The 24,896-nt window shown below is 68.3% G+C and carries 24 protein-coding genes and 1 other RNA gene; 16 read left to right on the forward strand and 9 right to left on the reverse strand.

Annotation, left to right across the window (positions count from 1 at the left end; all coding sequences use genetic code 11):
• Positions 1–15: 15 nt before the first annotated feature.
• Positions 16–276, reverse strand: coding sequence for a hypothetical protein (locus RTY13_RS15430; protein ID WP_312784743.1), 261 nt, complete (start codon positions 274–276; stop codon positions 16–18).
• Between the two features lie 130 nt (positions 277–406).
• Here RTY13_RS15430 and RTY13_RS15435 point away from each other — a divergent pair, with 130 nt between their 5' ends.
• Genes RTY13_RS15435 through RTY13_RS15445 form a run of 3 tightly spaced genes read left to right on the forward strand, consistent with a single transcriptional unit; the run spans position 407 to position 3,811 of the window.
• Positions 407–1,204 (forward strand): hypothetical protein, encoded by a 798-nt coding sequence (locus RTY13_RS15435; protein WP_312784745.1) that lies wholly within the window; start codon positions 407–409, stop codon positions 1,202–1,204.
• Between the two features lie 46 nt (positions 1,205–1,250).
• Positions 1,251–3,461 (forward strand): phosphoribosylformylglycinamidine synthase subunit PurL, encoded by a 2,211-nt coding sequence (gene purL, locus RTY13_RS15440; protein WP_312784747.1) that lies wholly within the window; start codon positions 1,251–1,253, stop codon positions 3,459–3,461.
• Positions 3,461–3,811 (forward strand): indole-3-glycerol-phosphate synthase, encoded by a 351-nt coding sequence (locus RTY13_RS15445; RefSeq protein WP_312784749.1) that lies wholly within the window; start codon positions 3,461–3,463, stop codon positions 3,809–3,811. Before purL ends, RTY13_RS15445 begins: the two co-directional genes overlap by 1 nt.
• A 171-nt stretch (positions 3,812–3,982) precedes the next feature.
• Here the strand turns inward: RTY13_RS15445 and RTY13_RS15450 are convergent, their stop codons facing one another.
• From RTY13_RS15450 to RTY13_RS15470, 5 genes are all read right to left on the reverse strand, one after another.
• Positions 3,983–4,807 (reverse strand): TIGR00282 family metallophosphoesterase, encoded by an 825-nt coding sequence (locus RTY13_RS15450; RefSeq protein ID WP_312784751.1) that lies wholly within the window; start codon positions 4,805–4,807, stop codon positions 3,983–3,985.
• Positions 4,804–5,349 carry a 5-formyltetrahydrofolate cyclo-ligase gene (locus RTY13_RS15455; RefSeq protein ID WP_312784753.1) on the reverse strand — a complete coding sequence of 182 codons (546 nt, stop codon included), beginning with the start codon at positions 5,347–5,349 and terminating at the stop codon, positions 4,804–4,806. Before RTY13_RS15455 ends, RTY13_RS15450 begins: the two co-directional genes overlap by 4 nt.
• A gap of 205 nt (positions 5,350–5,554) precedes the next feature.
• Positions 5,555–5,715, reverse strand: a non-coding RNA gene (gene ssrS / locus RTY13_RS15460) — 6S RNA.
• A 164-nt stretch (positions 5,716–5,879) separates the two neighbouring features.
• Entirely contained in the window at positions 5,880–6,218 is a 339-nt protein-coding gene (locus RTY13_RS15465) for a cell division protein ZapA (RefSeq protein ID WP_312784755.1), read from the reverse strand.
• Positions 6,218–6,475: a hypothetical protein gene (locus tag RTY13_RS15470; protein ID WP_105563939.1), complete on the reverse strand. Its 258-nt coding sequence runs from the start codon at positions 6,473–6,475 to the stop codon at positions 6,218–6,220. Before RTY13_RS15470 ends, RTY13_RS15465 begins: the two co-directional genes overlap by 1 nt.
• Positions 6,476–6,619: 144 nt before the next feature.
• Here RTY13_RS15470 and tkt point away from each other — a divergent pair, with 144 nt between their 5' ends.
• From tkt to RTY13_RS15500, 6 genes are all read left to right on the forward strand, one after another.
• Positions 6,620–8,569, forward strand: a complete 1,950-nt coding sequence (tkt, locus tag RTY13_RS15475) for a transketolase (RefSeq protein ID WP_312784840.1) — start codon at positions 6,620–6,622, stop codon at positions 8,567–8,569.
• 5 nt (positions 8,570–8,574) lie between these two features.
• Complete coding sequence (locus RTY13_RS15480; RefSeq protein ID WP_312784756.1) at positions 8,575–9,423, forward strand: alpha/beta hydrolase; 849 nt, start codon at positions 8,575–8,577, stop codon at positions 9,421–9,423.
• Positions 9,420–9,812 carry a VOC family protein gene (locus RTY13_RS15485; RefSeq protein ID WP_312784757.1) on the forward strand — a complete coding sequence of 131 codons (393 nt, stop codon included), beginning with the start codon at positions 9,420–9,422 and terminating at the stop codon, positions 9,810–9,812. Before RTY13_RS15480 ends, RTY13_RS15485 begins: the two co-directional genes overlap by 4 nt.
• Before the next feature lie 3 nt (positions 9,813–9,815).
• Entirely contained in the window at positions 9,816–11,009 is a 1,194-nt protein-coding gene (purT, locus tag RTY13_RS15490; protein ID WP_312784759.1) for a formate-dependent phosphoribosylglycinamide formyltransferase, read from the forward strand.
• A 264-nt stretch (positions 11,010–11,273) separates the two neighbouring features.
• Positions 11,274–13,361 (forward strand): carbon starvation CstA family protein, encoded by a 2,088-nt coding sequence (locus RTY13_RS15495; RefSeq protein WP_312784761.1) that lies wholly within the window; start codon positions 11,274–11,276, stop codon positions 13,359–13,361.
• The gene (locus RTY13_RS15500; protein WP_312784763.1) at positions 13,354–13,599 is read left to right on the forward strand and encodes a YbdD/YjiX family protein; all 246 of its coding nucleotides are present in this window, start codon (positions 13,354–13,356) and stop codon (positions 13,597–13,599) included. Before RTY13_RS15495 ends, RTY13_RS15500 begins: the two co-directional genes overlap by 8 nt.
• Here the strand turns inward: RTY13_RS15500 and RTY13_RS15505 are convergent.
• Positions 13,576–14,838, reverse strand: coding sequence for a S41 family peptidase (locus tag RTY13_RS15505; protein WP_409450322.1), 1,263 nt, complete (start codon positions 14,836–14,838; stop codon positions 13,576–13,578). The genes RTY13_RS15500 and RTY13_RS15505 overlap by 24 nt on opposite strands.
• Before the next feature lie 113 nt (positions 14,839–14,951).
• Here RTY13_RS15505 and RTY13_RS15510 point away from each other — a divergent pair, with 113 nt between their 5' ends.
• The 5 genes from RTY13_RS15510 (at position 14,952) to fba (ending at position 20,328) form a co-directional block, all read left to right on the forward strand.
• Entirely contained in the window at positions 14,952–16,247 is a 1,296-nt protein-coding gene (locus tag RTY13_RS15510) for a S41 family peptidase (RefSeq protein WP_312784767.1), read from the forward strand.
• A gap of 115 nt (positions 16,248–16,362) precedes the next feature.
• Entirely contained in the window at positions 16,363–17,370 is a 1,008-nt protein-coding gene (gene gap, locus RTY13_RS15515) for a type I glyceraldehyde-3-phosphate dehydrogenase (RefSeq protein WP_207822693.1), read from the forward strand.
• A gap of 93 nt (positions 17,371–17,463) precedes the next feature.
• On the forward strand, positions 17,464–17,805 hold the full coding sequence (locus tag RTY13_RS15520; protein ID WP_312784769.1) for an endonuclease domain-containing protein: 342 nt from the start codon (positions 17,464–17,466) through the stop codon (positions 17,803–17,805).
• A 103-nt stretch (positions 17,806–17,908) separates the two neighbouring features.
• Positions 17,909–19,102, forward strand: coding sequence for a phosphoglycerate kinase (locus RTY13_RS15525; RefSeq protein ID WP_312784770.1), 1,194 nt, complete (start codon positions 17,909–17,911; stop codon positions 19,100–19,102).
• 161 nt (positions 19,103–19,263) lie between these two features.
• A complete protein-coding gene (gene fba, locus RTY13_RS15530) occupies positions 19,264–20,328 on the forward strand; it encodes a class II fructose-bisphosphate aldolase (protein ID WP_312063810.1) in 1,065 nt (354 codons plus the stop codon).
• A gap of 66 nt (positions 20,329–20,394) precedes the next feature.
• Here the strand turns inward: fba and RTY13_RS15535 are convergent, their stop codons facing one another.
• Positions 20,395–21,033, reverse strand: a complete 639-nt coding sequence (locus RTY13_RS15535; RefSeq protein ID WP_312784771.1) for a DUF2799 domain-containing protein — start codon at positions 21,031–21,033, stop codon at positions 20,395–20,397.
• 77 nt (positions 21,034–21,110) lie between these two features.
• On the opposite strand from RTY13_RS15535, the gene RTY13_RS15540 reads away from it, so the two are divergent.
• Entirely contained in the window at positions 21,111–22,112 is a 1,002-nt protein-coding gene (locus RTY13_RS15540) for an RluA family pseudouridine synthase (protein WP_312784773.1), read from the forward strand.
• A gap of 2 nt (positions 22,113–22,114) precedes the next feature.
• On the opposite strand, the gene RTY13_RS15545 is transcribed toward RTY13_RS15540, so the two are convergent.
• Positions 22,115–23,695 carry a DUF5605 domain-containing protein gene (locus RTY13_RS15545; protein ID WP_312784775.1) on the reverse strand — a complete coding sequence of 527 codons (1,581 nt, stop codon included), beginning with the start codon at positions 23,693–23,695 and terminating at the stop codon, positions 22,115–22,117.
• A 294-nt stretch (positions 23,696–23,989) separates the two neighbouring features.
• On the opposite strand from RTY13_RS15545, the gene rpoH reads away from it, so the two are divergent.
• On the forward strand, positions 23,990–24,874 hold the full coding sequence (rpoH, locus tag RTY13_RS15550; protein WP_207822703.1) for an RNA polymerase sigma factor RpoH: 885 nt from the start codon (positions 23,990–23,992) through the stop codon (positions 24,872–24,874).
• Positions 24,875–24,896 lie beyond the last annotated feature (22 nt).

A 24,896-nucleotide genomic window follows, 5' to 3' on the forward strand; every position in this document is an offset into this window, starting at 1 on the left:
GCCCCGACGCCGGGGCTAGGGCTTGTCGCCCGAGGCGCCTGCCTCCTTGCGGTCCAGCACGCTGGCGCTGCGGCCAAGCTCGTCGACTTCGATCTCTTCCTCCACGGGCTCGCCGTTCTCGTCGAGCGGGCGCTCTAGCGTGCCTTTCGCACCAGACTCGCCAATGGCGGCCAGTTCGCGGGCGCCGACGCCCAGGCCCTGCTCCAGGGCGCGGTTGGTTTCCACCTCTTCGGTGTCGAGGGCCGGGTCGTCCGGCAGGTCGTCGGGGTCGGCCATGACGCGTCTCCTTAGCCAGCTGTCTGTCCTGACCTAAGCGGGGCGACCCGCAGAGGGTTCCGTCGCCGTTCCTTGAACCAAACCGGCGCCCGACGCGTATGTATGGCGAAGCTGAGCCGGAGACGCCCGCATGTCCGTTATCGAACGCCCCACCCCGCGCCAGAGAACCCGCCGCCTGGTCGTCCTGGCCGCCGCCGTCTTCGCCGTGGCGGTCCCCGTGGTGCAAAACTTGGGCGGATTCGGCCTGTCGCAGGACGAGTTCGCGGCGGACGGGAACCAGACCCTGCAGGTGGCGGGCTACGCCTTCTCCATCTGGGGCCTGCTTTATCTCGGCCTGCTGATCTACGCCGGTCGTCAGGCCCTGCCCCAAACGGGCGAGAGCGTGCTGATCAACCGCCTGGGCTGGCCCTCGGCGGTGGCCCTGTTCGGCATCGGCATGTGGATCGTCGCCGCGGCCCTGAACCTCAAGGCGGCCAGCGTGGTCATCATCTTCGCCTCCCTGCTGGCCCTGCTGGTGCCTCTGCTGGCCATGGGCGAGACCATCCGCACGACGGGGGTGATGGAGCGGGACCGCTGGTTCCTGATCTGGCCGCTGTCGGCGCTGGCGGGATGGTTGACCATCGCCGCGCCGCTGAACCTGATCACCACGGCGACGGCATTCGACGCCCTGCCCGCCTTCGCCTCACCGACCGCCTGGGCCATCGTCGCGATCGTGGTCGTGGTCCTGGTGGCGGTCGAGGTCACCCTCTACCTGCGCACCCTGGCCTATTCCCTGCCGATTGCCTGGGGTCTGGTCGGCGCCTTCGTGGCGGAACAGGAGCGGAATCCGATGCTTGGCTTCACCGCCCTGGGCGCCGCCTTCCTGCTGGCAGTCGCCGCCGTCATCATCACATTCGGTCTGAAACGCGGTGTTGAGCGGCCCCGCTGAACGGACGGGCTGACAGGAGGCTCAGACCCGGCTAGAAGCCCCGCCCATGAGCGCTCCGCAAAAGACCACCGCAGAATTGGCCGCTGAATACGGTCTGGCTCCGAACGAGTATGAGGTCCTGCTGGACCGGCTGGGCCGCGAGCCCAACCAGGTCGAGCTGGGCGTCTTCTCGGTCATGTGGTCCGAGCACTGCTCCTACAAATCCTCCAAGAAGCAGCTGATGAAGTTCCCCGTCACGGGCGAGCGCGTCATCTGCGGCCCGGGCGAGAACGCCGGGGTCATCGACATCGACGACGGCGACGCCTGCATCTTCAAGATGGAGAGCCACAACCACCCCTCCTATATCGAGCCCTATCAGGGCGCGGCGACGGGCGTGGGCGGCATCATGCGCGACGTCTTCACCATGGGCGCCCGCCCGGTGGCCCTGCTGAACGCCCTGCGCTTCGGCGAGCCCGGCCACGAGAAGACCAAGCGTCTGGTCAAGGGCGTGGTCAGCGGGATCGGCGGCTACGGCAACTGCGTCGGCGTGCCGACGGTCGCGGGCGAGACCAACTTCCACAAGGGCTACAACGGCAACATCCTGGTCAACGCCATGTGCGTGGGCCTGGCGCGCGCCGATGAGATCTACTACTCGGCGGCGCCGGAAGCCGGCCATGACGTGGTCTACTTCGGCTCCAAGACGGGCCGCGACGGCATCCACGGCGCCACCATGTCCTCGACCGAGTTCGACGACGAGTCGGAGGCCAAGCGCCCCACCGTCCAGGTCGGCGACCCCTTCGCCGAGAAGCTGCTGATCGAGGCCACGCTGGAGCTGATGGCCTCGGGCGCGGTCGCCGCCATCCAGGACATGGGCGCCGCGGGCCTGACTTCGTCCTCGGTCGAAATGGCTGGCAAGGGCGGCGTCGGCGTCGAGCTGGACCTCGACAAGGTGCCCCAGCGCGAAACCGGCATGACCGCCTATGAGATGATGCTGTCGGAAAGCCAGGAGCGGATGCTGGCGGTCCTGAAGCCCGGCTTCGAGGACGTCGGCTATCGCATCTTCACCAAGTGGGGTCTGGACTTCGCCATCATCGGCAAGACGACCGACACCGGCCATCTGGTGCTGAAGCATCACGGCGAGGTGGTCTGCGACGTGCCGCTGGCCCCGCTGTTCGACGACGCCCCTCTGTATGACCGCCCCTGGGTCCAGCCGGAACTGCAACCCCGCCTCGACCCGGCGGAAGTTCCGGCCCCGGAAAGCTGGAACGACGCGGTGATCAAGGTCATCGCCTGCCCCGACATGGCGTCCAAGCGCTGGATCTGGGAACAGTACGACCGCCACGTCATGGCCGACACCCTGCAGGACTCCTCGACCGGCGCCGACGCCGGCGTGGTCCGCGTCCACGGCACCGACAAGGGCCTGGCCGTCACCAGCGACTGCACCCCGCGCTATGTTCAGGCTGACCCCTATGAGGGCGGCAAGCAGGCCGTGGCCGAGGCCTGGCGCAACCTGACCGCCGTGGGCTCGCGTCCCATCGCCATCACCGACAACCTCAACTTCGGCAACCCGCAGCGCCCCGAGATCATGGGCCAGATCGTCCGCGCCACCGACGGCATGGCCGAGGCCTGCCGCGAGCTGGACTTCCCCGTCGTCTCGGGCAACGTCAGCCTCTATAACGAGACCAACGGCGTCGCCATTCCTCCGACCCCGACGGTCGGCGCGGTCGGCCTGCTGACCAACTATGACGTGGTCACCGGCTTCGGCGGCGTGGTCGAGGGCGACACCCTGGTCCTGATCGGTCAGACCCACGGCGAACTGGGCGCCTCCATCTATCTGCGCGAGGTTCTGAACCGCGAAGACGGCGCCCCGCCGCCGGTGGACCTGAAGCTGGAACGCAAGACCGGCGACTTCGTGCGCGGCCTGATCGAGACGGGCGAGCTGACGGTCGTTCACGACCTGTCGGACGGCGGTCTGGTCGGCGCCGCCGCGGATCTGGCCCTGGCCTCGGACGTCGGCATCGAGCTGAACGCCTCCAGCGCCGCCCACGCCCACGGCTTCCTGTTCGGCGAAGACCAGGCCCGCTATCTGGTCGCCGTCTCGGACGCCGAGGCCCTGATCGCCAAGGCCCAGGAAGCCGGTCTGCACGCCTCGATCGTCGGCGTGGCCAAGGGCGCGGACTTCGCCTCCTCGGGTCCGAAGGGCGAGCTCTACCGCATCCCCGTCGCCCACCTGCGCGAGATCCACGAAGGCTGGATGCCGAACTGGATCGAGGGCTGATGCGCCTTCGCATCGTCGCTTTCGCCGTCTGCGGTGCGGCCCTGCTGGCCGCCTGCGATTTCGAAGGCGGCGACCCGGTCCAGCACGCCCTGCGTGACGCGGCCGCCGAACGCCAAGCCGCCGCGCTGAAGACCACCGAGGAAGAACAGGCTGCGGCGGCCAAGCGCGCCGTCTCTGCCCCCGCTAAAGGTGACGAGCTGTCGCGCCTGATCGCCTCGCGCCGCCAGGCTGTCGAGGACACCCGCGCCCTGCTGACCGCCACCACCGACCCGGCCCTCAAGGGCCAGTTGACCGGGGACCTGAAGGCCGAAGAAGACCGGTTGCGGGCGCTTGAGGCGCGTTCAAACTAATCGCGTCTCTACCCCCGCCCGCTCATCCCCGCGGAGGCGGGGACCCAGTGAGAGCTTCAAACGCAACAGCTTGGGTAGAAACCGGGCCTTTGTCGCCGACTGACGCGCGCATGGCCAAAGCACTGGGTCCCCGCCTCCGCGGGGATGAGCGGAATTTTGGACCGTTCGCGCCTAACCGACCTGCGGGATCGCCTGGCTCAACCGTCCGCCGACGCGGATGGCTTCCACGCGCTTGGCCAGGCCGGTGCGGTCATCGGTCTCGACGAAGACGCCGCAGATGGTGGCCGGGCCGCTGGCGGGGGTGTAGCGCCCGCCGGAAAGCCGCGTGGTGAAGCGGCGCAGCGGCTCTTCCTTGTCGTTGCCGATGACCGAGTCATAGTCGCAGCAGCCGCCGGCGTCGGTCTGATAGGCCGTGCCGTGGGGCAGGATCTGCGCGTCGGCGGTCGGGACGTGGGTGTGGGTGCCGACCACCAGGCTGGCGCGGCCGTCGCAGAAGTGGCCCATGCCCATCTTCTCGCTGGTCGCCTCGGCGTGCATGTCGACGATGACGGCGTCGGCGACCACGCCCAGAGGCGCGGCCTCCAGCTCGCGCTCGACGGCGCTAAAGGGGTCGTCCATCGGGTCCATGTGGACGCGGCCCAAGACGTTGATGACCAGAACCCGGCGTCCGTCCTCGGTGACGAAGACGTCGGCGCCGCGGCCCGGCGCATCCATCAGGCGCGGATAGTTGGCCGGACGGATCAGGCGCGGCTCACGCACGATATAGGTCAGGGCCTCGCGCTGATCCCAGCTGTGGTTGCCCAGTGTCAGGACGTCGGCGCCGGCAGCGAAGATCTCGCGCGCCGTGTTCTCGGTGATGCCGAAGCCGCCCGCGGCGTTCTCGGCGTTGACCACCACAAAGTCGAGCTTGAGGTCGCGCCTCAGCCCCGGAAGATGATCCGTCAAACCATCGCGCCCGGACTTGCCGACCACGTCACCGAAAAATGCCAATCTCATAGGGCGGCTCTATAGCCCTTCTCGGTCAAAACGCCATGCAGGCGCATGTCGTGGGCCTCCAGCGCCAGTCGCTCGACCTGCTGCCCAGCGTAGGCGAAGCCCACGCGCACGGCGTCCGGCAGGACGGCGAAGGTCCGGTCGTAATAGCCTCCGCCCTGCCCCAGCCGCCCGCCGTGGGCGTCGAAGGCCAGCAGCGGCGTCAGGATCAGATCGGGCGTCACAGTCTCCGCCAGCGGCAGAGGCGCGGGGCATCCGGCGGCGTCCAGTTCCAGCGGCTCGCCCGGTGCCCAGGAGCGAAAGATCATGGCCGCGTCGCGCTGGATGACCACCGGCAGGCACAGGCGACGCTCCGCCTGATGCAGGGCGACCGCCAGGGCGTCCGTGTCCAGCTCCGACCCCATGGCGCGATAGAGGGCGACGGTCTGGCCCGACGGCAGGGCTTCGGCATGCCCGGCGGCGCGCTCGGCGGCTTCGTTGTCGACCTCGGAAAGCCGCTTGCGCAAGGCGCGCATGGAGGCGCGGAGTTCGTGTTTGGAGGTCATCACGCTTCACCCTTCCCGTCATCCTCGGGCTTGACCCGAGGATCGAGCCCGCCCGCGCGTTCTAGGCCAGACAAGTCGTGCGGTCGCCCAACCCGATCCTCGGGTCAAGCCCGAGGATGACGTAGACAAGGGAGCAATAGCGCAGAAATGCGCTCAAGCCGCGAGCGACCGCGTCGCGAGCATAGCGCACTAAGGAAGATGGGGTGGCGGCGCCGCGTGAACCGTGAGGACGGTTTAAATCCTCTCGACCTGGGTAGCCAGGTGGGCTCCGTATGCCCAGGCCCTCGAGCCCGGACAGGGACAGATCCCTATGAGTGAATTAAGGTCAGAAGGATATGTTGTCTTCGACGTGAGCCGCAGCAGGACCCGCCGTCGAACAAGATAGGCGGTCCAGGGCGTTTCAACAATGGCGGATCGCCGCGCGTCATCCCGGAAAGCGCGCAGCGCTTATCCGGGACCGCAGAAAACGCAGCGTCCTGGGCGGTCCCGGCTCTTCGCTACGCTGCGGCCGGGATGACGGAAGGCGACGATCAGATTGTCTGGCAAATCTTCTCGATGCGGGCCGCCACTGCGTTCAGGGCCTCGGCCACGCCGTCGCCGGGCGGGGGCGGCGGGGCCTTCTTCGGGCCGGTCTCGACCGCGGAGCCCTGCCCGTTCTCCAGCCGCTGACGCGCCTCGTGCAGTTCGTCGGCCAGCATCAGCGAGGCCATCAGGAACAGGCGCAGGTCGCCGACATGGCCGACGTCACCGGCGATCTGGCGCACATGGCTGTCGAACTGACGCGCCAGAATAGCGACGCGCTCTTCCTGGCCGTCGGCGCAACCGACGGCGTAGGAGCGGCCGTTGACCTCGACTGTAACGGTCGCCATCAGCGCGCCTCCTGCTCGGCCAGAACCTCGCGCACGGCCTCGGCCGCGCGGCCCAGGGCCTCGGCGGCGTCGCGGCCAGCGGCTTCCAGTTCGGTGATCCGCACCAGGTCGGCGGCGTTCGACGGTCGCGGCGCGAACAGGTCGTCGTCGGTGATGGCGGGGGCGGTGGCCGGACGCGCCTTCAGCTCCAGCACCCTGCGTTCCAGCAGGGCCAGGGCCTTGTCGATGCGTGTCTTTGCGGCCGTAACGGCGTCCATTGGGGTCCTTTCGTCCAGATTCCGTATAGAACCTGTGCGCGCGTCGGGGTAAAGGCGGCGCGCCCCCGCTTTATCCTGTTCCTGAGGAAAGGTCTCGCCGTGACCGACGCCCAAGCCGCATTCGCCAAGCCTTCGCCCAAGCAGATGGCCGACGCCATCCGGGTGCTGTCCATGGATGCGGTCGAAAAGGCCAAGAGCGGCCACCCCGGCATGCCGATGGGCATGGCCGACGTCGCCACCGTCCTTTATTCGAAATTCCTGAAGTTCGACGCCAGCCGCCCCGACTGGGCCGACCGCGACCGCTTCATCCTGTCGGCCGGTCACGGCTCCATGCTGATCTACAGCCTGCTGCACCTGACGGGTTACAAGGACGCGACGCGCGAACAGCTGGAAAACTTCCGTCAGTGGGGCTTCAAGACCGCCGGCCATCCGGAATACGGCCACATGGCGGGGATCGAGACGACCACCGGCCCGCTGGGTCAGGGTCTGGCCACCTCGGTCGGCTTCGCCCTGGCGGAGCGGCATTTGGCGGCGCGCTTCGGCAAGGATCTGGTCGACCACCGCACCTGGGTCGTCGCCGGCGACGGCTGCCTGATGGAAGGCGTGTCGCAGGAGGCGATTGCGCTGGCGGGCCGCCTGAAGCTGAACAAGCTGTGCGTCCTGTGGGACGACAACGAGATCACCATCGACGGCAAGGTCTCGCTGTCGGACGCCACCGACCAGCTGGCCCGCTTCAAGGCCTCAGGCTGGGCGGTCAAGGCCATTGACGGCCACGACTACAAGCAGATCCAGAAGGCCCTGGCCTGGGCGACCAAGCAGGACAAGCCGACGCTGATCGCCTGCAAGACCAAGATCGGCAAGGGCGCCGCCACCATGGAAGGCAGCCACAAGACCCACGGCGCGGCCCTGGGCGCCACCGAGATCGCCGCCACCCGTCAGGCCTTGCACTGGCCGTTCGAGCCGTTCGAACTGCCCGAAGGCGTGCAGAAGGCCTGGGCCAAGGTCGGCAAGCAGGGCGGCAAGGCCCGCAAGGCGTGGGAAGGCCGCCTGCTGAACCACGACCAGCGCGACGACTTCACCCGCGCCATGGCCGGCGACCTGCCCACCGGCGCCTTCGAGACGCTTGAAGCCAAGCTGAAGTCTCTGGTCGTCGACAAGCCCGCCCTGGCCACCCGCCAGTCCTCGGGCGAGGCGCTGGAGACGGTGTTCAACGCCATCCCCGAAATGGTCGGCGGTTCGGCCGACCTGACCGGCTCGAACAACACCTTCGTCAAGAACACCCAGATCATGGACGCGCCGGACTATGCCGGCCGCTACCTGAACTACGGCATCCGCGAGTTCGGCATGGCCGCGGCGATGAACGGTCTGGCGCTGCACGGCGGGGTCATCCCCTACGGCGGCACCTTCATGGCCTTCGCGGACTACAGCCGTCCGGCGATCCGTCTGGGCGCCCTGATGGGCGTGCGCGCGATCCACGTCTTGACGCACGACAGCATCGGCCTGGGCGAAGACGGCCCGACGCACCAGCCGGTCGAGCATCTGGCCGCCCTGCGCGCCATCCCCAACCTGCTGACCATGCGCCCCGCCGATACGGTCGAAGCGCTGGAGTGCTGGCAGGTCGCCCTGCAGCACAAGACCACGCCGACCGCCATGTGCCTGTCGCGTCAGAAGACCCCCGCCGTGCGCGTCACTGACGCAGGCGAGAACCTGTCCCGCAAGGGCGCCTATGAGCTGAAGGCCGCCAACGGCGCAGCGAAAGTCACCCTGTTCGGCACCGGCACCGAGGTCGCTTTGGCGCTCAAGGCCGCCGAGACGCTGGAGGCCGAAGGCGTGCCCACCCGCGTGGTGTCGGTTCCCTGCTTCGCCCTGTTCGAGCAGCAGCCCAAGGCCTATCAGGACGCCGTCATCGGTCGCGGCACGGTCCGCGTCGCCGTCGAGGCCGCGATCAAGCAGGGCTGGGAACGCTTCATCGGCGAGGACGGCGGCTTTGTCGGCATGACCGGCTTCGGCGCCTCGGCCCCGGCCGAAGTCCTCTACCGCGAGTTCGGCATCACCGCCGAGGCCGTGGTCGAAGCCGCCAAGGCCCGACTGTAAGCCTCATGCGCCGCCTCGCCCTCGTCCTGAGCCTCGGCTTGTCGATGGCGGGCGGCGCAACCGCTCTCGCCGCATCGGCCGAGGACGCGCCCGCCGTCGCCGGGACGCCCATCGTCATCGGCCAGTCCTACGCCCTGCCCTCGGCCATCATGGGCCAGACGCGCGAGATCAACGTCTGGCTGCCGCCCGGCTATGCCGAAAGCGGCCAGACCTATCCGGTCCTCTATGTGCTGGACGGCGGTCAGGATCAGGACTTCCACCACATCTCGGGCATCGCCCAGCTGGGGACCATCGTCGGCACGACGCGCGACGTCATCGTCGTGGGCATCGCCTCGGTCGACCGCCGTAACGAGCTGGCCCTGCCGACCGAGAACGCCGAGCTGATCGCCCGCTATCCGACGCAGGGGCAGTCCGGCCGCTTCCGCCGTTTCGTCTCCGACGAAGTCATGCCCTTCATCGAGGGCCGCTTCCGCACCAATGGCGAGACGGCCCTGATGGGCGAGTCGCTCGCCGGGCTCTTCGTGGTCGAGACCTTCCTGAAAGAGCCGCAGATGTTCGACGCCTATGTCGCCGTCAGCCCCAGCCTGTGGTGGGACGGCGGCCAGCTGGCGCGGCAGTCGGGGGCGCATCTGCGCGATCATTCCAACGACCCGCGCACCCTGATCCTGACGCTCGGCGACGAGGGCGAGATGATGCAGGCGCCGATGGACGTGCTGACCGCCAATCTGCGCGACCACGCCCTGCCCGGCGTCAAATGGGACTTCACCCCGCGCCCGACCGAAAGCCACGCCACTATCTATCACGGCGCCGCGCTGGACGCCTTTCGCCGCCTCTATGCGGTTCCTGCACAATGAGCCATCTGGGCGCCGTCAGCCTGCTGGTCCGCGACTATGACGAGGCCATCGCCTTCTACGTCGGCAAGCTGGGCTTCGACCTCAGCGAGGATACGGACATGGGCGGCGGCAAGCGCTGGGTCCGCGTCACGCCCAAAGGCGGCCAGACCTCGCTGCTGCTGGCCCGCGCCGCGACGCCGGAACAGGTCGCACGGATCGGCGATCAGGCGGGCGGCCGCGTCTGGCTGTTCCTCTATACCGACGACCTGATGCGCGATCACGCCGCCTGGCTGGAGGCCGGCGTCGTCTTCCGCGAAACGCCCCGTCACGAGGCCTATGGCAAGGTGGTGGTCTTCGAAGACCTCTACGGCAACGCCTGGGACTTGATCGAACCCGCTACCGGAGCCTGAGCCATGAAGATCGGCACGCCGCTTACCGACCACGCCACCCGCGTCATGCTGCTGGGCTCGGGCGAACTGGGCAAGGAGGTGGCCATCGAGCTGCAACGCCTCGGCGCCGAGGTGATCGCGGTCGACCGCTACGCCAACGCCCCGGCCATGCAGGTGGCGCACCGCAGTCACGTCATCCCCATGACCGACGCCCAGGTGCTGAACGGCGTCATCCTGGCCGAGGCGCCGCACATCATCGTGCCTGAGATCGAGGCCATCGCCACCGATGTGCTGGCGGGCATCGAGGAAGCGGGCTTTGCGCGCGTCATCCCCACCGCGCGGGCGACGCAGCTGACCATGAACCGCGAGGGCATCCGCCGTCTGGCCGCCGAGGAACTGGGCCTGCCGACCAGCCCCTACGCCTTCGCCGGATCGGCCGAGGAACTGGCGGGGGGCGCCGAGGCCGTCGGCTTCCCCTGCTTCGTCAAGCCGGTCATGTCGTCCTCGGGCAAGGGTCAGTCCTATGTCGAGAGCGCCGATCAGGTCGCGGACGCCTGGGCCTATGCGGAAGGCTCGGGTCGGGTCGCGGGCGGCCGGGTCATCGTCGAGGGCAAGATCGACTTCGACTATGAGATCACCCTGCTGACCGTGCGGTCTTTGCGCGACGGCGCCGTCCGCACGGACTTCTGCGCCCCCATCGGCCATCGTCAGCAGAGGGGCGACTATGTCGAAAGCTGGCAGCCGCAGATCATGAGCGAGGCCGCGCTGAAGGCGGCGCAGGACATCGCGGGCAAGGTGACGGAGTCCCTGGGCGGTCTCGGCGCCTTCGGCGTCGAGCTGTTCGTCACCGGCGATCAGGTCTGGTTCTCCGAGGTCTCGCCGCGTCCGCACGATACGGGTCTGGTGACGCTTGCCACCCAGACCATGAGCGAGTTCGCCCTGCACGCCCGCGCCATCCTCGGCCTGCCGGTGGACGTCACCCTGCGCGAGCCTGGCGCCAGCGCCGTCATCTACGGCGGTCTGGAGGCCGAGGGCGTGGTCTATGAAGGCGTGGCCGAGGCCCTGTCGGTCCCGACCGCCGACCTGCGCCTGTTCGGCAAGCCCGAGGCGTTTGAGCGCCGTCGCATGGGCGTGGCCCTGGCCCGCGGCGCCGACACGGATCAGGCCCGCCAGCGCGCGACCGAAGCGGCGGGCAAGGTCCGCGTCGTCAGACCCTGACGCTTCTTTCCTCCCCATTGCATGGGGAGGGGGACCGCGTAGCGGTGGAGGGGCTGCTGCGCATGGACGAGGAGGCCCCTCCGTCACGGGCGCTGCGCACCCGTGCCACCTCCCCATGAAATGGGGAGGAGAAACGCCGCAAAGTTTGCCCTGACTGTAAAATAAAGGCGCCGTCCTTCGACTTTAGTCGGTTGGCGCCGAGCCCCTAAAGGGTCCAGAAATGCCGAAAGGTCGCACCTAGTCGGCCCGGAGGACCGTTTCGCCATGGGCAAGCTCAAGACCGCGCTAATTTTTGGCGCCATCGCCATTCTGGGGGCCATCGCCCTCGCCGTCATCGCCCTGCATCAGGGCGAGAGCATCAGCGCCGTCTGGATCGTGGTGGCGGCGCTGTGCGTCTACGCCATCGCCTATCGTTTCTACGCCCGCTATCTGGCCGGAAAGGTGATGGGGCTGAACGCGCGCAGGCCGACGCCTGCCGTGCGGCACAACGACGGGCTGGATTACGTTCCGACGCCGCGTAACGTCCTGTTCGGCCACCACTTCGCGGCCATTGCGGGCGCAGGGCCTCTGGTCGGGCCGGTGCTGGCGGCGCAGATGGGCTATCTGCCCGGCGTCTTGTGGATCCTCGTGGGGGCCGTTCTGGCGGGCGCGGTGCAGGACATGATGGTCCTGTTCATGTCCACGCGGCGCGACGGTCGCTCTCTGGGCGACATGGTCCGCACCGAGATGGGCCCCATCCCCGGCATCATCGCCCAGGTCGGCGTCCTGATGATCATGGTCATCATCCTGGCGGTTCTGGCCCTGGTCGTGGTCAAGGCCCTGGCCGAAAGCCCGTGGGGCACCTTCACCGTGGCCGCCACCATCCCCATCGCCGTCTTCATGGGCCTCTACACCCGCTATCTGCGGCCCGGCCGCGTGGGCGAGGTCTCGGTCATCGGCGTGGTTCTGCTGATCCTGGCCATCATCGGCGGCGGTCACATCGCGGCCGATCCATTCTGGGGTCCGGCCTTCACCCTGTCGGGCACGACCCTGGCCATCGCCATGATGGCCTATGGCTTCGTCGCCTCGGTCATTCCGGTCTGGCTGCTGCTGGCCCCGCGCGACTACCTGTCCACCTTCCTGAAGATCGGCGCCATCCTGGCCCTGGCCGTCGGCATCCTGATCGTGCGCCCGCACGTCCAGATGCCCGCCATCACCCCCTTCATCGACGGCACCGGCCCGGTCTTCTCCGGCGCCCTCTTCCCCTTCCTGTTCATCACCATTGCTTGTGGAGCCGTCTCGGGCTTCCACGCCCTGATCTCGTCGGGCACCACGCCCAAGCTGCTGGAGAACGAGAACCAGATCCCGCTGATCGGCTATGGCGCCATGCTGTGCGAGAGCTTCGTGGCCATCATGGCCCTGATCGCCGCCACCGTGCTGGACCCGGCCGTCTACTTCGCCATGAACAGCCCGGTCGCGGTCATCGGCGACAACGCGGCGTCCGCCGCCGCCGCCGTGGCCCAGTGGGGCTTCCACATCACCCCGGCCGAGCTGGAGCAACTGGCCCGCGACGTGGGCGAGCACTCCATCCTGTCGCGCGCGGGCGGCGCCCCGACGCTGGCCGTCGGCATGGCGCACATTCTGTCGGGCGTCATCGGCGGCAAGGCCATGATGGCCTTCTGGTACCACTTCGCCATCCTGTTCGAGGCCCTGTTCATCCTGACCACGGTCGACGCCGGCACCCGCGTCTGCCGCTTCATGATCCAGGACCTGCTGGGCGTGGCCGTGCCCAAGATGCGCGAGACCAAGTCCTGGACCGCCAACGTCGTGGCCACGGCCCTGACGGTCAGCCTGTGGGGCTACTTCCTCTACACCGGCGTGGTCGACCCGCTGGGCGGCATCAACAGCCTGTGGCCGCTGTTCGGCATCGCCAACCAGATGCTGGCCGCCGTCGCCCTGATCCTGGGCACGGTCGTCCTGTTCAAGATGAAGCGCGAGCGCTTCGCCTGGGCCACGGCGGTCCCGGCGGTCTGGCTGCTGATCTGCACCCTGACGGCGGGCTTCCAGAAGCTGCTGCACCCTGACGTCAAGATCGGCTTCCTGGCCCACGCGCGTAAGTATCAGGACGCCCTGACCGCCGGCGACATCCTGGCCCCGGCCAAGACGGCGGGCGACATGCACCGCATCATCATCAACGACTACGTCAACTCGGCCCTGACGGCGGGCTTCCTGTTCGTGGTCCTGACCATGGTGGTCTACGGCGTCCGCGCCTGCCTCAAGGCCCGGAAGATCAACCACCCGACCGTGGTCGAGCAACCCGCCGCCCACGAGCTGACGCTCGAGGACGAAGCCATGGACACGGCCCGTGCCTAGGCCCGCCCCGCAGGACAGCGGCGCAGACCTGCTTTGCGTCTGCCGGGATGCCCTGGTGCGGTGGGGCAAGGACGCCCGCCGCACCGCCAGCCTCATGGTCGGCCAGCCCGACTATGAGGTCTATGTCGCCCACGCCGAAGCGACGCACCCCGAGCAGCCGCCGCTGGACCGTACCGCCTTCTTCCGCCTGCACGAGGCGCGGCGCTTCGGCGGCTCAGGCGGCTTTCGCTGCTGCTAAGGCCGCAGCCGCAGCCCGCCGGGCGCTGACAGCCTCGACGGCGGCGTCCAGCGCCGGGTCACGCTGGACCCGGCGGTCCTCGGGACTGGTTTCGGCCTCCAGGTCAGGGATGACGCCCTGCTTCTCCAGCCGTGTCCCGCCTATGGTGATGAAGTCGAAACGACTGAGGATCATCCGCCCCCCATCGGGCAGGTCTGTCTCCTGGGCGATCAGCACAGCGCCCGCCGTCTTGCGCCCCACGATCAGCGCTCGCCCGGCTTCCTGAAGTGCAGCGGGGGTCAGTTCGGCCGCGCTGCGGCTGGAAGCATCCACCAGCACCACCACCTCGTTCGCCGCTGGTCGGCGCAAGGAACCGCAGCCCCCGCTGGTCCGCATCACCGCGTGACGCCCTGATCGCGCCGTCCGTGTCGCCCATGCCCGCCCCCGCGGCAGGAAGCAGGACAGGACCGCGTCCGCCTCGGCCAGATGCCCGCCCGGATTGCCCCTCAGGTCCAGAATGACGGCATCGTCCGCAGGAATGGCGGCCAGTTGCTCGCCCATCCACGCCCCCAGGCCGGGGCGGAAGGCCGCAATGGTCAGAACCGCCACCCCCGGCCGCGTCCGGTCCGCGATGAACAGGGGCGGCGGTTCCATGACGCGCGGCGTCAGGGTGATGTCGCGGCGCACGCCCGCATCGTCCAGCAAGCCCAGACGAGTGGGGCGTCCGTCCACGACCTCCAAATCCGGGCCCCAGGTTTCGCCGTCCACATCGGCCAGCACCCAGCCCGGCATGACGCCCGCCGCCTCGGCCGGCGAGCCGGCCCGCACCTGTTCGATGCGCCAGACGCCGCTATCCTGCAGCGCCAGGGTCACCCCCATGACCGCCCGGCTCAGACGGGCTGCGTCCTGACGGCGCGCGGCGGCGGGTTCCATGACATTGGCATGGGTGTCGTCCAGCAGCCGCAGCATGGACCGCAGGGCGGCGTAAAGGGCGCGGTCGGTCGTCGCGGCCAGGGCCTGGGGTCGCCACGCCTCACCGGCCGCGTCCCAGTCCACGCCATGCAGACCTGGATCGTAGTAGCGGTCGCGGACCTCCTTCCACACGCCGTCAAAGATGCGGACGTTCATCGCCAAACGCTCAGTCGTCGGTGCCTCTACGGCGACGCTGGCGACCGTCGCCTCCTGCACCCGCGCGACCGCAGGCGCGCCACCCCCCGTCACAAAGGCGGCGACAGCCAGAATGCAAAGACGGGCGGACAATCTCATGAACTCAGGATAGCCGCACGCCCCGTGCGCTCAACCGCCATATGCGCGTCAGCCGCCTTACACAGAGTTCACTCGCCAAGGCGGAGCGACGGCATAAGCTGACGGACATGAAAGCCCTCGCCCTCAGCCTCATCGCCGCCCTGCTGCTCGCCGCCTCGCCCGTCCTGGCGCGACAGGCCGAGGCCCCGGCCGCCCCCCGCGTCGTCGTCGGTCAGATCGCCGCCGCCATCCGCGACGCCTATTTCGACCCCGCCAAGGCCGAGACCATCGCCACGGCCCTGGAAACCGAGGCCGCCGCGGGCCGCTACGACGCCCTGACCGATCCCCGCGATCTGGAAACGGCCCTGACCGCGCGGCTGGAACCCTACGACCAGCATTTCAGCGTGGGCCGCCCTGCACCGTCAGGCTCCGCTCCCGCCCGGTCGACGACGGCTTCGTCGGGCCTCGTCCCCGTGCCATTCCCCGTGGTCGCCGCCCGCAGCGGGCAAGGCTTCCGCGCGGTTCAGATCCTGCCCGGCAATGTAGGCCTGATCGAGATGCGCTTCTTCGGGAATTTCGAGGGACCCGACGATCCCGCCCGCAAACAGGTCGACGCCGCGCTTCAACTGGTTTCCAACACCGATGCGGTCATCATCGACCTGCGCAACAACGGCGGCGGTTCGCCCGCCATGGTCGGCTATCTGGTCAGCGCCTTCGTCGGGCCGGACGCCGACGTCTATAACCGCTTCCATTCGCGCGAGGGCGAAAGCCGCGAAGCCCCGGCCCAGCCCTACGCCGCCCCGCGCGTGGACGTGCCGGTCTATGTCCTGATCAGCGGCCGCACCGGCTCGGCGGCCGAAGCCTTCGCCTACACGATGCAGGCCGCCGGGCGCGCCGTCATCGTCGGCGAGACCTCGGGCGGCGCGGCCAATCCGGGCGGCCCCGTCTTCACGCCCTCGGGCTATCGCGTCTTCATCTCCACCGGCTCGCCGACCAATCCCCTGACCGGCGGCAACTGGGAGAAGGTCGGCGTCCGCCCCGACGTGGCTGTTCCCGCCGAGGACGCGCTGAAAACCGCCTGGAAGGCCGCCCTCGCCAACCAGCCCGACGCTGCGCCCGCCGCCGTGATCGAGGCGGCCTGGGTGGGCGATGCGCTCGACGCCCCCGTCCTGTCGGTCGACCCCGCCGCCTACCTCGGCGCCTATGGCGGTTCGGTGGTTCAGGCCAGCGCCGACGGGCTGACCTGGCGCAACGAGCGCCGCCCCGCCTGGCGTCTGCGCCCCCTGTCGCCCGACCTCTTCTTTGACGTGGACGAGCCCTATCGCCGCATCCGCTTCGTGCGCGACGAGGCGGGCCGCGTCACGGCGCTTGAGGTTCTCGACAGCCAGACCGGGGTCAGCCGACTGCTGCGCCGCTCCGCCTAGGTTTGGGTTCGGTTACACCCGATCACACCTTGTTACGGGCGCGGGGTTGAATCGTGACGCCGATAGTCCGAGAAGGCATCCAACTAAAAACCGTCCTTGCTCAGGAGACCTCCCCATGACCGTTCGCGTCGCCATCAACGGCTTCGGCCGCATCGGCCGCCTCGTGCTTCGCTCGATCGTCGAGCATGGCCGCAAGGACATCGAGGTCGTGGCGATCAACGACCTGGGCCCGGTCGAGACCAACGCCCACCTGCTGCGCTACGACTCGGTGCACGGCCGCTTCCCCGGCACCGTGACCTCGGGCGAGGACTGGATCGACGTCGGCACCGGCAAGATCAAGGTCACCGCCGAGCGCGACCCGGCCAACCTGCCGCACGCCGAACTGAAGGTCGACATCGCCTTCGAGTGCACCGGCATCTTCACCTCCAAGGACAAGGCCTCGGCCCACCTGAAGGCCGGCGCCAAGCGCGTCCTGGTCTCGGCGCCGGCCGACAACGCCGACAAGACCATCGTCTTCAAGGTCAACCATGAGACCCTGACCGCCGACGACATCGTCGTGTCCAACGGCTCGTGCACCACCAACGCCCTGGCCCCCGTGGCCAAGGTGCTGAACGACCTGTTCGGCATCGAGCGCGGCTACATGACCACCATCCACGCCTACACCGGCGACCAGCCGACGCTGGATACGATGCACAAGGACCTGTACCGCGGCCGCGCCGCCGCCCTGTCCATGATCCCGACCTCGACCGGCGCCGCCAAGGCCCTGGGACTGGTCCTGCCGGAACTGAAGGGCAAGCTGGACGGCTCGTCGATCCGCGTCCCGACCCCGAACGTCTCGGTCGTGGACCTGAAGGTCGTCGCCGCCCGCGACGTGACCGTCGAGGAAATCAACGCCGCCCTGCAAGCCGCCGCCGACGGTCCGATGAACGGCGTCCTGTTCACCACGACCGACCCGCTGGTCTCGTCGGACCTGAACCACATCGCCGCCTCCTCGACCGCCGCCCTGCCGCAGACGCAAGTCATCGACGGCAAGCTGGCCCGCGTCCTGAGCTGGTACGACAACGAATGGGGCTTCGCGACCCGCATGGCCGACACCGCCTTGGTGATGGCCAAGTTCCTGTAAGACGAAACGCTGAGCCCTCTCCCGATGGGAGAGGGCTTGAGCGCCCAAGAGCCAAAGGCGATTGGTTGCGCGAAAGGGTGAGAGTCGGCGGCCATGACTGTGGAACGCACCGCCTTCGCCCGCACGCTTCGACAAGACGCCGGACTGGCCGAACAGCGCGTCTGGGCCTTGCTGCGAGGTGGCCGGATCGACGGCCACAAGTTCCGCCGCCAGCATCCGATCAGCCGATATGTCGCGGATTTCGCCTGCGACCACCTGCGATTGGTGATCGAGATCGACGGCGGCGTCCATGATCGGGACGAGGTCGTGACCAGCGATCACCTGAGGCAGACCGAGCTTGAAGCCCTAGGATGGACCATCTTCCGCTTCACCGACACCCAGGTGTTGAGCGAGCCCGAGCTCATCGCCGCCGCCATTCGCGCGCACGCAGCTTGATCACACCCTGACCACGGCTTACGCCGACTGATACGTTCGACCTTCATCCGGCCCTGCGGGCCACCTTCTCCCACAGGGAGAAGGAAGACCTGGAAATGCCACCATGACCTTCCGCACCCTCGACGACGCCGCTGACCTGTCCGGCCGGACCGCTCTGGTCCGCGTGGACTTCAACGTGCCGATGGAGGACGGCAAGGTCACCGACGACACCCGTCTGAAGGCCGCCCTGCCGACCATCCACCGCCTGCGCGAAGCCGGCGCCAAGGTCGTCCTGCTGGCCCATTTCGACCGTCCCAAGGGCGAGCGTGTGGCCTCGATGAGCCTGCGCCCCGTGGTCGAACCGCTTGAGCTGCTGCTGCACGGCCCCGTCCGCTTCGCCGACGACTGCGTGGGCGACGAGGCCAAGGCCGCCGTGGCCGATCTGGACGCCGGCGGCGTGCTGCTGCTGGAGAACGTCCGTTTCCACAAGGGCGAGGAAAAGAACGACCCGGCCTTCGCCGCCCAGCTGGCGGAACTGGGCGACATCTATGTCAACGACGCCTTCTCGGCCGCTCACCGCGCCCACGCCTCGACCGAGGGTCTGGCTCGCTTGCTGCCCGCCTACGCCGGTGAAGCCATGAAGCGCGAGCTGCAAGCCCTCGACGCCGCCCTCGGCGCCCCGCAGAAGCCCGTTATCGGCATCGTCGGCGGCGCCAAGGTCTCCACCAAGCTGGACCTGCTCAAGAACCTGGTCGCCAAGCTGGACTACCTGGCCATCGGCGGCGGCATGGCCAACACCTTCCTGCACGCCCAGGGCGTCGATGTCGGCGGCTCGCTGTGCGAGAAGGACCTGGCCGACACCGCCCTCGAAATCATCGAGGAAGCCCGTCAGAAGGGCTGCGAGCTGCTGCTGCCGGTCGACGTCGTGGTGGCCAAGGGCGTCAAGCCGGGCATCGAGTCGGGCGTCCGCGCCCTGGACCGCATCGCCGCCGACGACCTGATCCTGGACGCCGGTCCCGAGACCGTCGCCCGCCTGAACCGCGCCATGGACCTGTCGAAGACCCTGATCTGGAACGGCCCGCTGGGCGTGTTCGAGGTCCCGCCCTTCGACAAGGCCACGGTGGCCGCGGCCAAACACGCCGCCGAACTGGCCCATGCCGGCAAGCTGATCGCCGTGGCCGGCGGCGGCGACACCGTCGCGGCCCTGAACCACGCGGGCACGGCCGACGACATGACCTTCGTCTCCACCGCCGGCGGGGCCTTCCTGGAATGGATGGAAGGCAAGGTTCTGCCGGGCGTCGAGGCCCTGCGCGCCTGACCTGACCTTGTCAGACTTCTGGACCCCGCCTCCTTGCAGAGGCGGGGTTTTCCTTATCTTCTGCTTCAGCGAACGCCGGATTGGTCTGGTGACCCGGCGTGACTTCCTCGGCCCTTCGGGCTAAAGCCTCGGCAAAATAATACCGGCTCAGGAGAATACCCATGGCGCGCATCACGCTGCGACAACTGCTCGACCACGCGGCGGAGCACGACTACGGCCTGCCAGCCTACAACATCAACAACATGGAGCAGGGTCTGGCGATCATGGAGGCGGCCCACGAGGTCAACGCCCCGGTCATCATCCAGGCCTCGCGCGGCGCCCGCAACTACGCCAACGACATCATCCTGGCCAAGCTGATCGACGGCCTGGCCGAGCTCTATCCGCACATCCCGGTCTGCATGCACCAGGACCACGGCAACGGCCCGGCGACCTGCGCCACCGCCATCCAGTACGGTTTCACCTCGGTGATGATGGACGGCTCGCTGGAAGAAGACGCCAAGACCCCCGCCTCCTACGAATACAATGTCGACGTCACCCGTCGCGTCACCGAAATGGCCCACTCCTGCGGCGTCTCGGTCGAGGGTGAACTGGGCGTGCTCGGCTCGCTGGAAACCGGCATGGGCGAGGCCGAAGACGGCCACGGCTTCGAAGGCAAGCTGGACCACTCGCAACTGCTGACCGACCCGGATCAGGCCGTCGACTTCGTCAAGGCCACCAAGGTCGACGCTCTGGCGATTGCGATGGGCACCTCGCACGGCGCCTACAAGTTCACGCGCCAGCCGGACGGCGACGTTCTGGCCATGAACGTGATCGAGGAAATCCACCGCCGCCTGCCCAACACCCACCTGGTGATGCACGGCTCGTCCTCGGTGCCGCAGGACCTGCAGGACATCATCAACGCCTACGGCGGCCAGATGCCCCAGACCTGGGGCGTGCCGGTCGAAGAGATCCAGCGCGGCATCAAGCACGGCGTGCGCAAGATCAACATCGACACCGACAACCGCATGGCCATCACCGGCGCTATCCGTAAGGTCCTGGCCGAGAAGCCCAGCGAGTTCGACCCGCGCGCCTATCTGAAGCCCGCCAAGGAAGCCATGCGCAAGCTGTGCATCGAGCGCTACCAGCAGTTCGGCTGCGAAGGCCAGGCGTCCAAGATCAAGCCCTTGTCCACCGCCCAGATGGCCAAGCGCTACGCCGCCGGCGACCTGGACCCGCGCATCGGCTGATCGGCTCCGCCAGCGCTAGACTGACTGAAACGCCCGCCTTCTCGCCGAAGGCGGGCGTCGTCGTTTTCACCAGACCCCGTAGCGCCCGCCGATGGCGCCGATCACCGCCCGCGCCTCGATCTCGGCGTGGCGCAGGTCGCTCTCGGCCTGCCGCGCGTCACGACGCGCATCACGGATTTCCCCGCGCACCTCGCGGATGCGGTCACGGATGCGCTGACGCTGCTCGTCGCTCAGCCCCTCCTGGCGCAGTTCCCGTTCCTTGGCCTCCAGTTTGTCCTCGCGGTCGTCGATCCGGCTGACAGCCGAGTTCAGCGCGCTTTCCGCCGACGACACCGCCTGCTCGACCACATAGATCCGCCGCCCGTCCTCATAGGCGGGCAGGAAGTCGCGCTCTTCGGCGGGCGAACAGACCCCGCCATAGCTGTTGCCCTGCCGCCCCTGACGGAAGCCGCTCTCCCAGGTGCAATAGGTCCGCAGCCCGTCCTCGCGCGCCGACAGATAGGCGCTGGGGTTCGGCGCCGCGCCATACTTGGCGCAGGCCTGGGCGTGGTCGTCCAGCCGGCTGGGGCGATAGCCCGACAGCCCGTCCTGATAGCCCTTCTCGCCCCAGGCCCCCGCCAGGCACTGCTCCTTGGTCATGGTGGTGCAGCTGGCCAACAGGGCCAGGCCCGTCATGGCGACGGCGGCGGCGATCATCAGTTTCATGCCCGTCTCCCCTAAAGCTTGACCGCGGTCAGTGGACGACATGACGACCCACCCGGCAAGCCATGCTATTTCGCCCTATGGCCGAGGAACCTTTGCTGACGGAAGACGACGACGCGGAAATGCTCGAGGCGCGGATCGACGCGCCCGGCGTCCGTCTGGACAAGGCCCTGGCCGCCGCCTTCCCCGCCCTGTCGCGCGCCCGGCTGCAGGCCCTGCTGGCCGAAGGCGCCGTCTCCCGCGACGGCCAGCCGGTCACCAGCGGCTCGGCCAAGGCCCAGGCGGGCCTCTACGCCGTCGTCCTGCCGCCCGTCGCCCCGGCCACGCCCCTGCCCGAGGCCATCCCCCTGACCGTCCTTTACGAGGACGCCGACCTGATCGTCATCGACAAGGCCCCCGGCATGGCCGCCCACCCGGCGCCGGGCTGCGAGACCGGCACCCTGGTCAACGCCCTGCTGGCCCACTGCGGCGACAGCCTGTCGGGCATCGGCGGCGTCGCCCGCCCCGGCATCGTCCACCGTCTGGACAAGGACACCTCCGGCGTCATGGTCGCCGCCAAGACCGACCGCGCCCACCAGGGCCTGTCCGCCCTGTTCGCGACCCACGACATCGAGCGCACCTATATCGCCCTCACACGCGGCGCGCCTACGCCCGAGAAGGGCCGCATCCAGACCCTGATCGGCCGCTCGCCCCATGACCGCAAGAAGATGGCCGTGCTCAAGGGCGGCGGGCGCGAGGCCATCACCGACTATGTGGTGCAGAAGACCTTCGGCCAGCCCGCCAAGGCGTCGGGCGCCCCCATGGCCGCCCGCGTCGCCTGCACCCTGCACACCGGCCGCACCCACCAGATCCGCGTCCACATGGCGTCCAAGGGCTCGCCCCTGCTCGGCGACCCCGTCTATGGCTCGGGCAGCCCCGCCGCCCCGGTCCGCGCCGCCGTCGCCGAGACCGGCCTGACCCGTCAGGCCCTCCACGCCGCCGTCCTCGGCTTCGTCCACCCGGTGACCGGTCAGGCCCTGCGCTTCGAAACCGCTCCGCCCGAAGACATGCAGCGGCTGGAGGCCCTCCTGGCCGAGCTTTAGCCTCAGGCCACCCGCGTCAGGCGCACCGCCATCCACTTGCGCCCCGGCAGGGCCAGCGTCGGGCGCGCCGGATCGTGGAAGAAGTATTTGGTGTCCTTTTGCGCCAGGGTGAAGACCCCCGGCACGGGCTCGACCGTCATGTTCCAGGTGTCGATGACGTCGGCCCGGAAGCGTTCGCCGCCGGTGATCTCGTCGCGCGGCACGTCCACTGCCCATTCGGTCGGGGCGTCGTCGCCGAAGTAGCGCAGGTAGTACTGCCCCGGCACGCCGCCCAGATGCTGCTCCCACCACTTGTCGATCGGCTCGATCCCCGGATTCGGCCCCGCCTCCATGATCGACTTCAGGAAGGCCAGCCTCGGCGCGCTCTCGCCGCGCAGTTCGCCGCCCTCGCCCAGCCAGAACTCGCCGCCGTCGATCGGGAAACACTCCGAATGGCCGACATAGGTTCCCGCGATCAGTCCGTGCCAGAAGGCCCGCACCATCTGCGGCCCTGTCAGATTGCCCCACCGTTCGCTCAGCGAGCCCTCGTAGCAGACCTCGTCGAAGATCACCGCCTTCCGCCAGACGCTGCGATAGGTCTCGGCCCGCGCGTCATCCAGCACGGCGGACCCGTTCTGGATGCTGGAATGGGTCACCCAGGGCTTGCCGTTGTCGTACAGCCGCCGCCAGTTGTGGATCGACCGCAGCCGCCCATAGGGATCGCTGGCCTGCACCACCTGGAACAGACGATCCCAGTCCGCATCCGTCTTGGTCTTCAGGATGTCGAACTCATTGGCCATCGACCACCAGACGTTCCGATAGGCCGCCAGCCGCGCCACGACATAGCGCAGGTAACGATCATCCGCCTCCGCCGGCATCTCGTCGAATCCGTACCGGCCGTCATAGGGATGGAACAGGATGACGTCCGCCTCGATCCCCAGCGTACCCAGCGCTGCGACGCAGGCCTCCAGCCGCTGGAAATAGGCCGGGTTGAACCGCGTCAGATCCCAATCCTTGTCGCCGGGCCCGGTCTTCTCGAAGGGGAACAGGGCCTCGTTGGTCTTCACCGAGGCGTTGGGGAAGACCAGCATCCGCATCTTGTTGAACGGCGCGACCTTCAGCGTCTCCAGCGTCTGGGCCCGCTTGGCCGCCGGCTGGTGCGTCCAGCCATAGGCCGTGGTGCCGATCTGGCGGTAGGGCGTGCCGTCGGCATGGGCGAAGTGATGGGTGTCGACCACCCCGACCGGCCCGTGGTTGCCGGCGCCGGGGGCCACGACCTCGAACCGCCCCTGCATTCCATTCAGAGCCGCCAGCGGACTTTCGCTGGTCCAGCGCCACAGGCCGGTCTCGGGCGGCGAGAAGCGGATGCGCCAGACGCCGTCGCCGTCATAAAAGCCCGGCGCGCGCACCGTCGTCCGCCCGTCCGTGAAGACCCCGACCACCTCGACGGCGAAGGGGTTGCCCGGCGTCGTCGCCTGCATGGCGACCTCGAACAGGCCCCAGCGTTCCACCCGGCCTGCCGAGGTTTGGGCCTTGGCCGTCCCCGCCAGCGCCACAGCCACCGCGCTGACGATCGCACCCCGGCGCGTCATGTCCTGCGTCATTAACCCCTCCCCAGAAGCAATTGTTACCGGTGTCATACGAAAGCCGGGCGCGAACTGGCAAGCGCGTCAGCCTGCCGCGCCCCGACGCTTGATCAGCAACAGCAAGTGTTCTATATAGAGCGCGCCGGAACGGGTGGCTTGGGAGCCACAGTCACGCCTTCGTGTGACGATCCGCCCCTACACAAGGCGGCAACCCATACCCATCTGGATCGGTTGAGGGGTGAGGCGATGGCGCACGCATGTGGTCATGGCCGCGACGCCTGCTCTTGCTTTTGGTCGGAGGGACCACGTCTCATGGCTAACTCGACGCTCGCGGTAATGTCGCCTGAACAGGGACTGTCGCGCTATCTCACGGAAATCCGTAAGTTTCCGATGCTCACCAAGGACGAGGAGTTCATGCTCGCCAAACGCTGGAGCGAGCATCAGGACCCCGAAGCGGCCCACCGCCTCGTCACCTCTCACCTTCGTCTCGTGGCCAAGATCGCCATGGGTTATCGCGGCTACGGCCTGCCGATCGGCGAAGTGATCTCAGAGGGCAACGTTGGCCTGATGCAGGCCGTCAAGAAATTCGATCCCGACAAGGGCTTCCGTCTGGCCACCTACGCCATGTGGTGGATCCGCGCCTCGATCCAGGAATATATCCTGCGCTCCTGGTCGCTCGTGAAGATGGGCACGACCGCCGCGCAGAAGAAGCTCTTCTTCAACCTGCGCAAGGCCAAGAGCCAGATCTCGGCCTTCGAGGAAGGCGACCTGCATCCCGAGCACCTCGCCGCCATCGCCACCAAGCTGGGCGTGACCGAGGAAGAGGTCACCAACATGAACCGTCGCCTCGGCGGCGACGCCTCGCTGAACGCGCCCCTTCGCGCCGACGGCGAAAGCGAGTGGCAGGACTGGCTGGCCGACGACGATGCGGTGTCCCAGGAAACGGCCCTGGCCGACTCCGAGGAAAAGTCGATCCGCATGAGCCTGCTCGAAGAAGCCATGCAGGAACTGACCGACCGCGAGAAGCACATCCTCACGGAACGCCGCCTCAAGGACGATCCGGTCACGCTGGAAGAACTGGCCAGCCAATACGGCGTCTCGCGCGAGCGCGTGCGTCAGATCGAGGTCCGCGCCTTCGAGAAACTGCAAAAGGCCATGCGCGCCGCCGCCGAAGAACGGAACCTGGTCGACGCTTAAGACCCCTTCTCCCCTTGTGGGA

Origin of the sequence: Brevundimonas sp. (genome assembly GCF_032055285.1) — a bacterium.
Lineage (GTDB): Bacteria > Pseudomonadota > Alphaproteobacteria > Caulobacterales > Caulobacteraceae > Brevundimonas.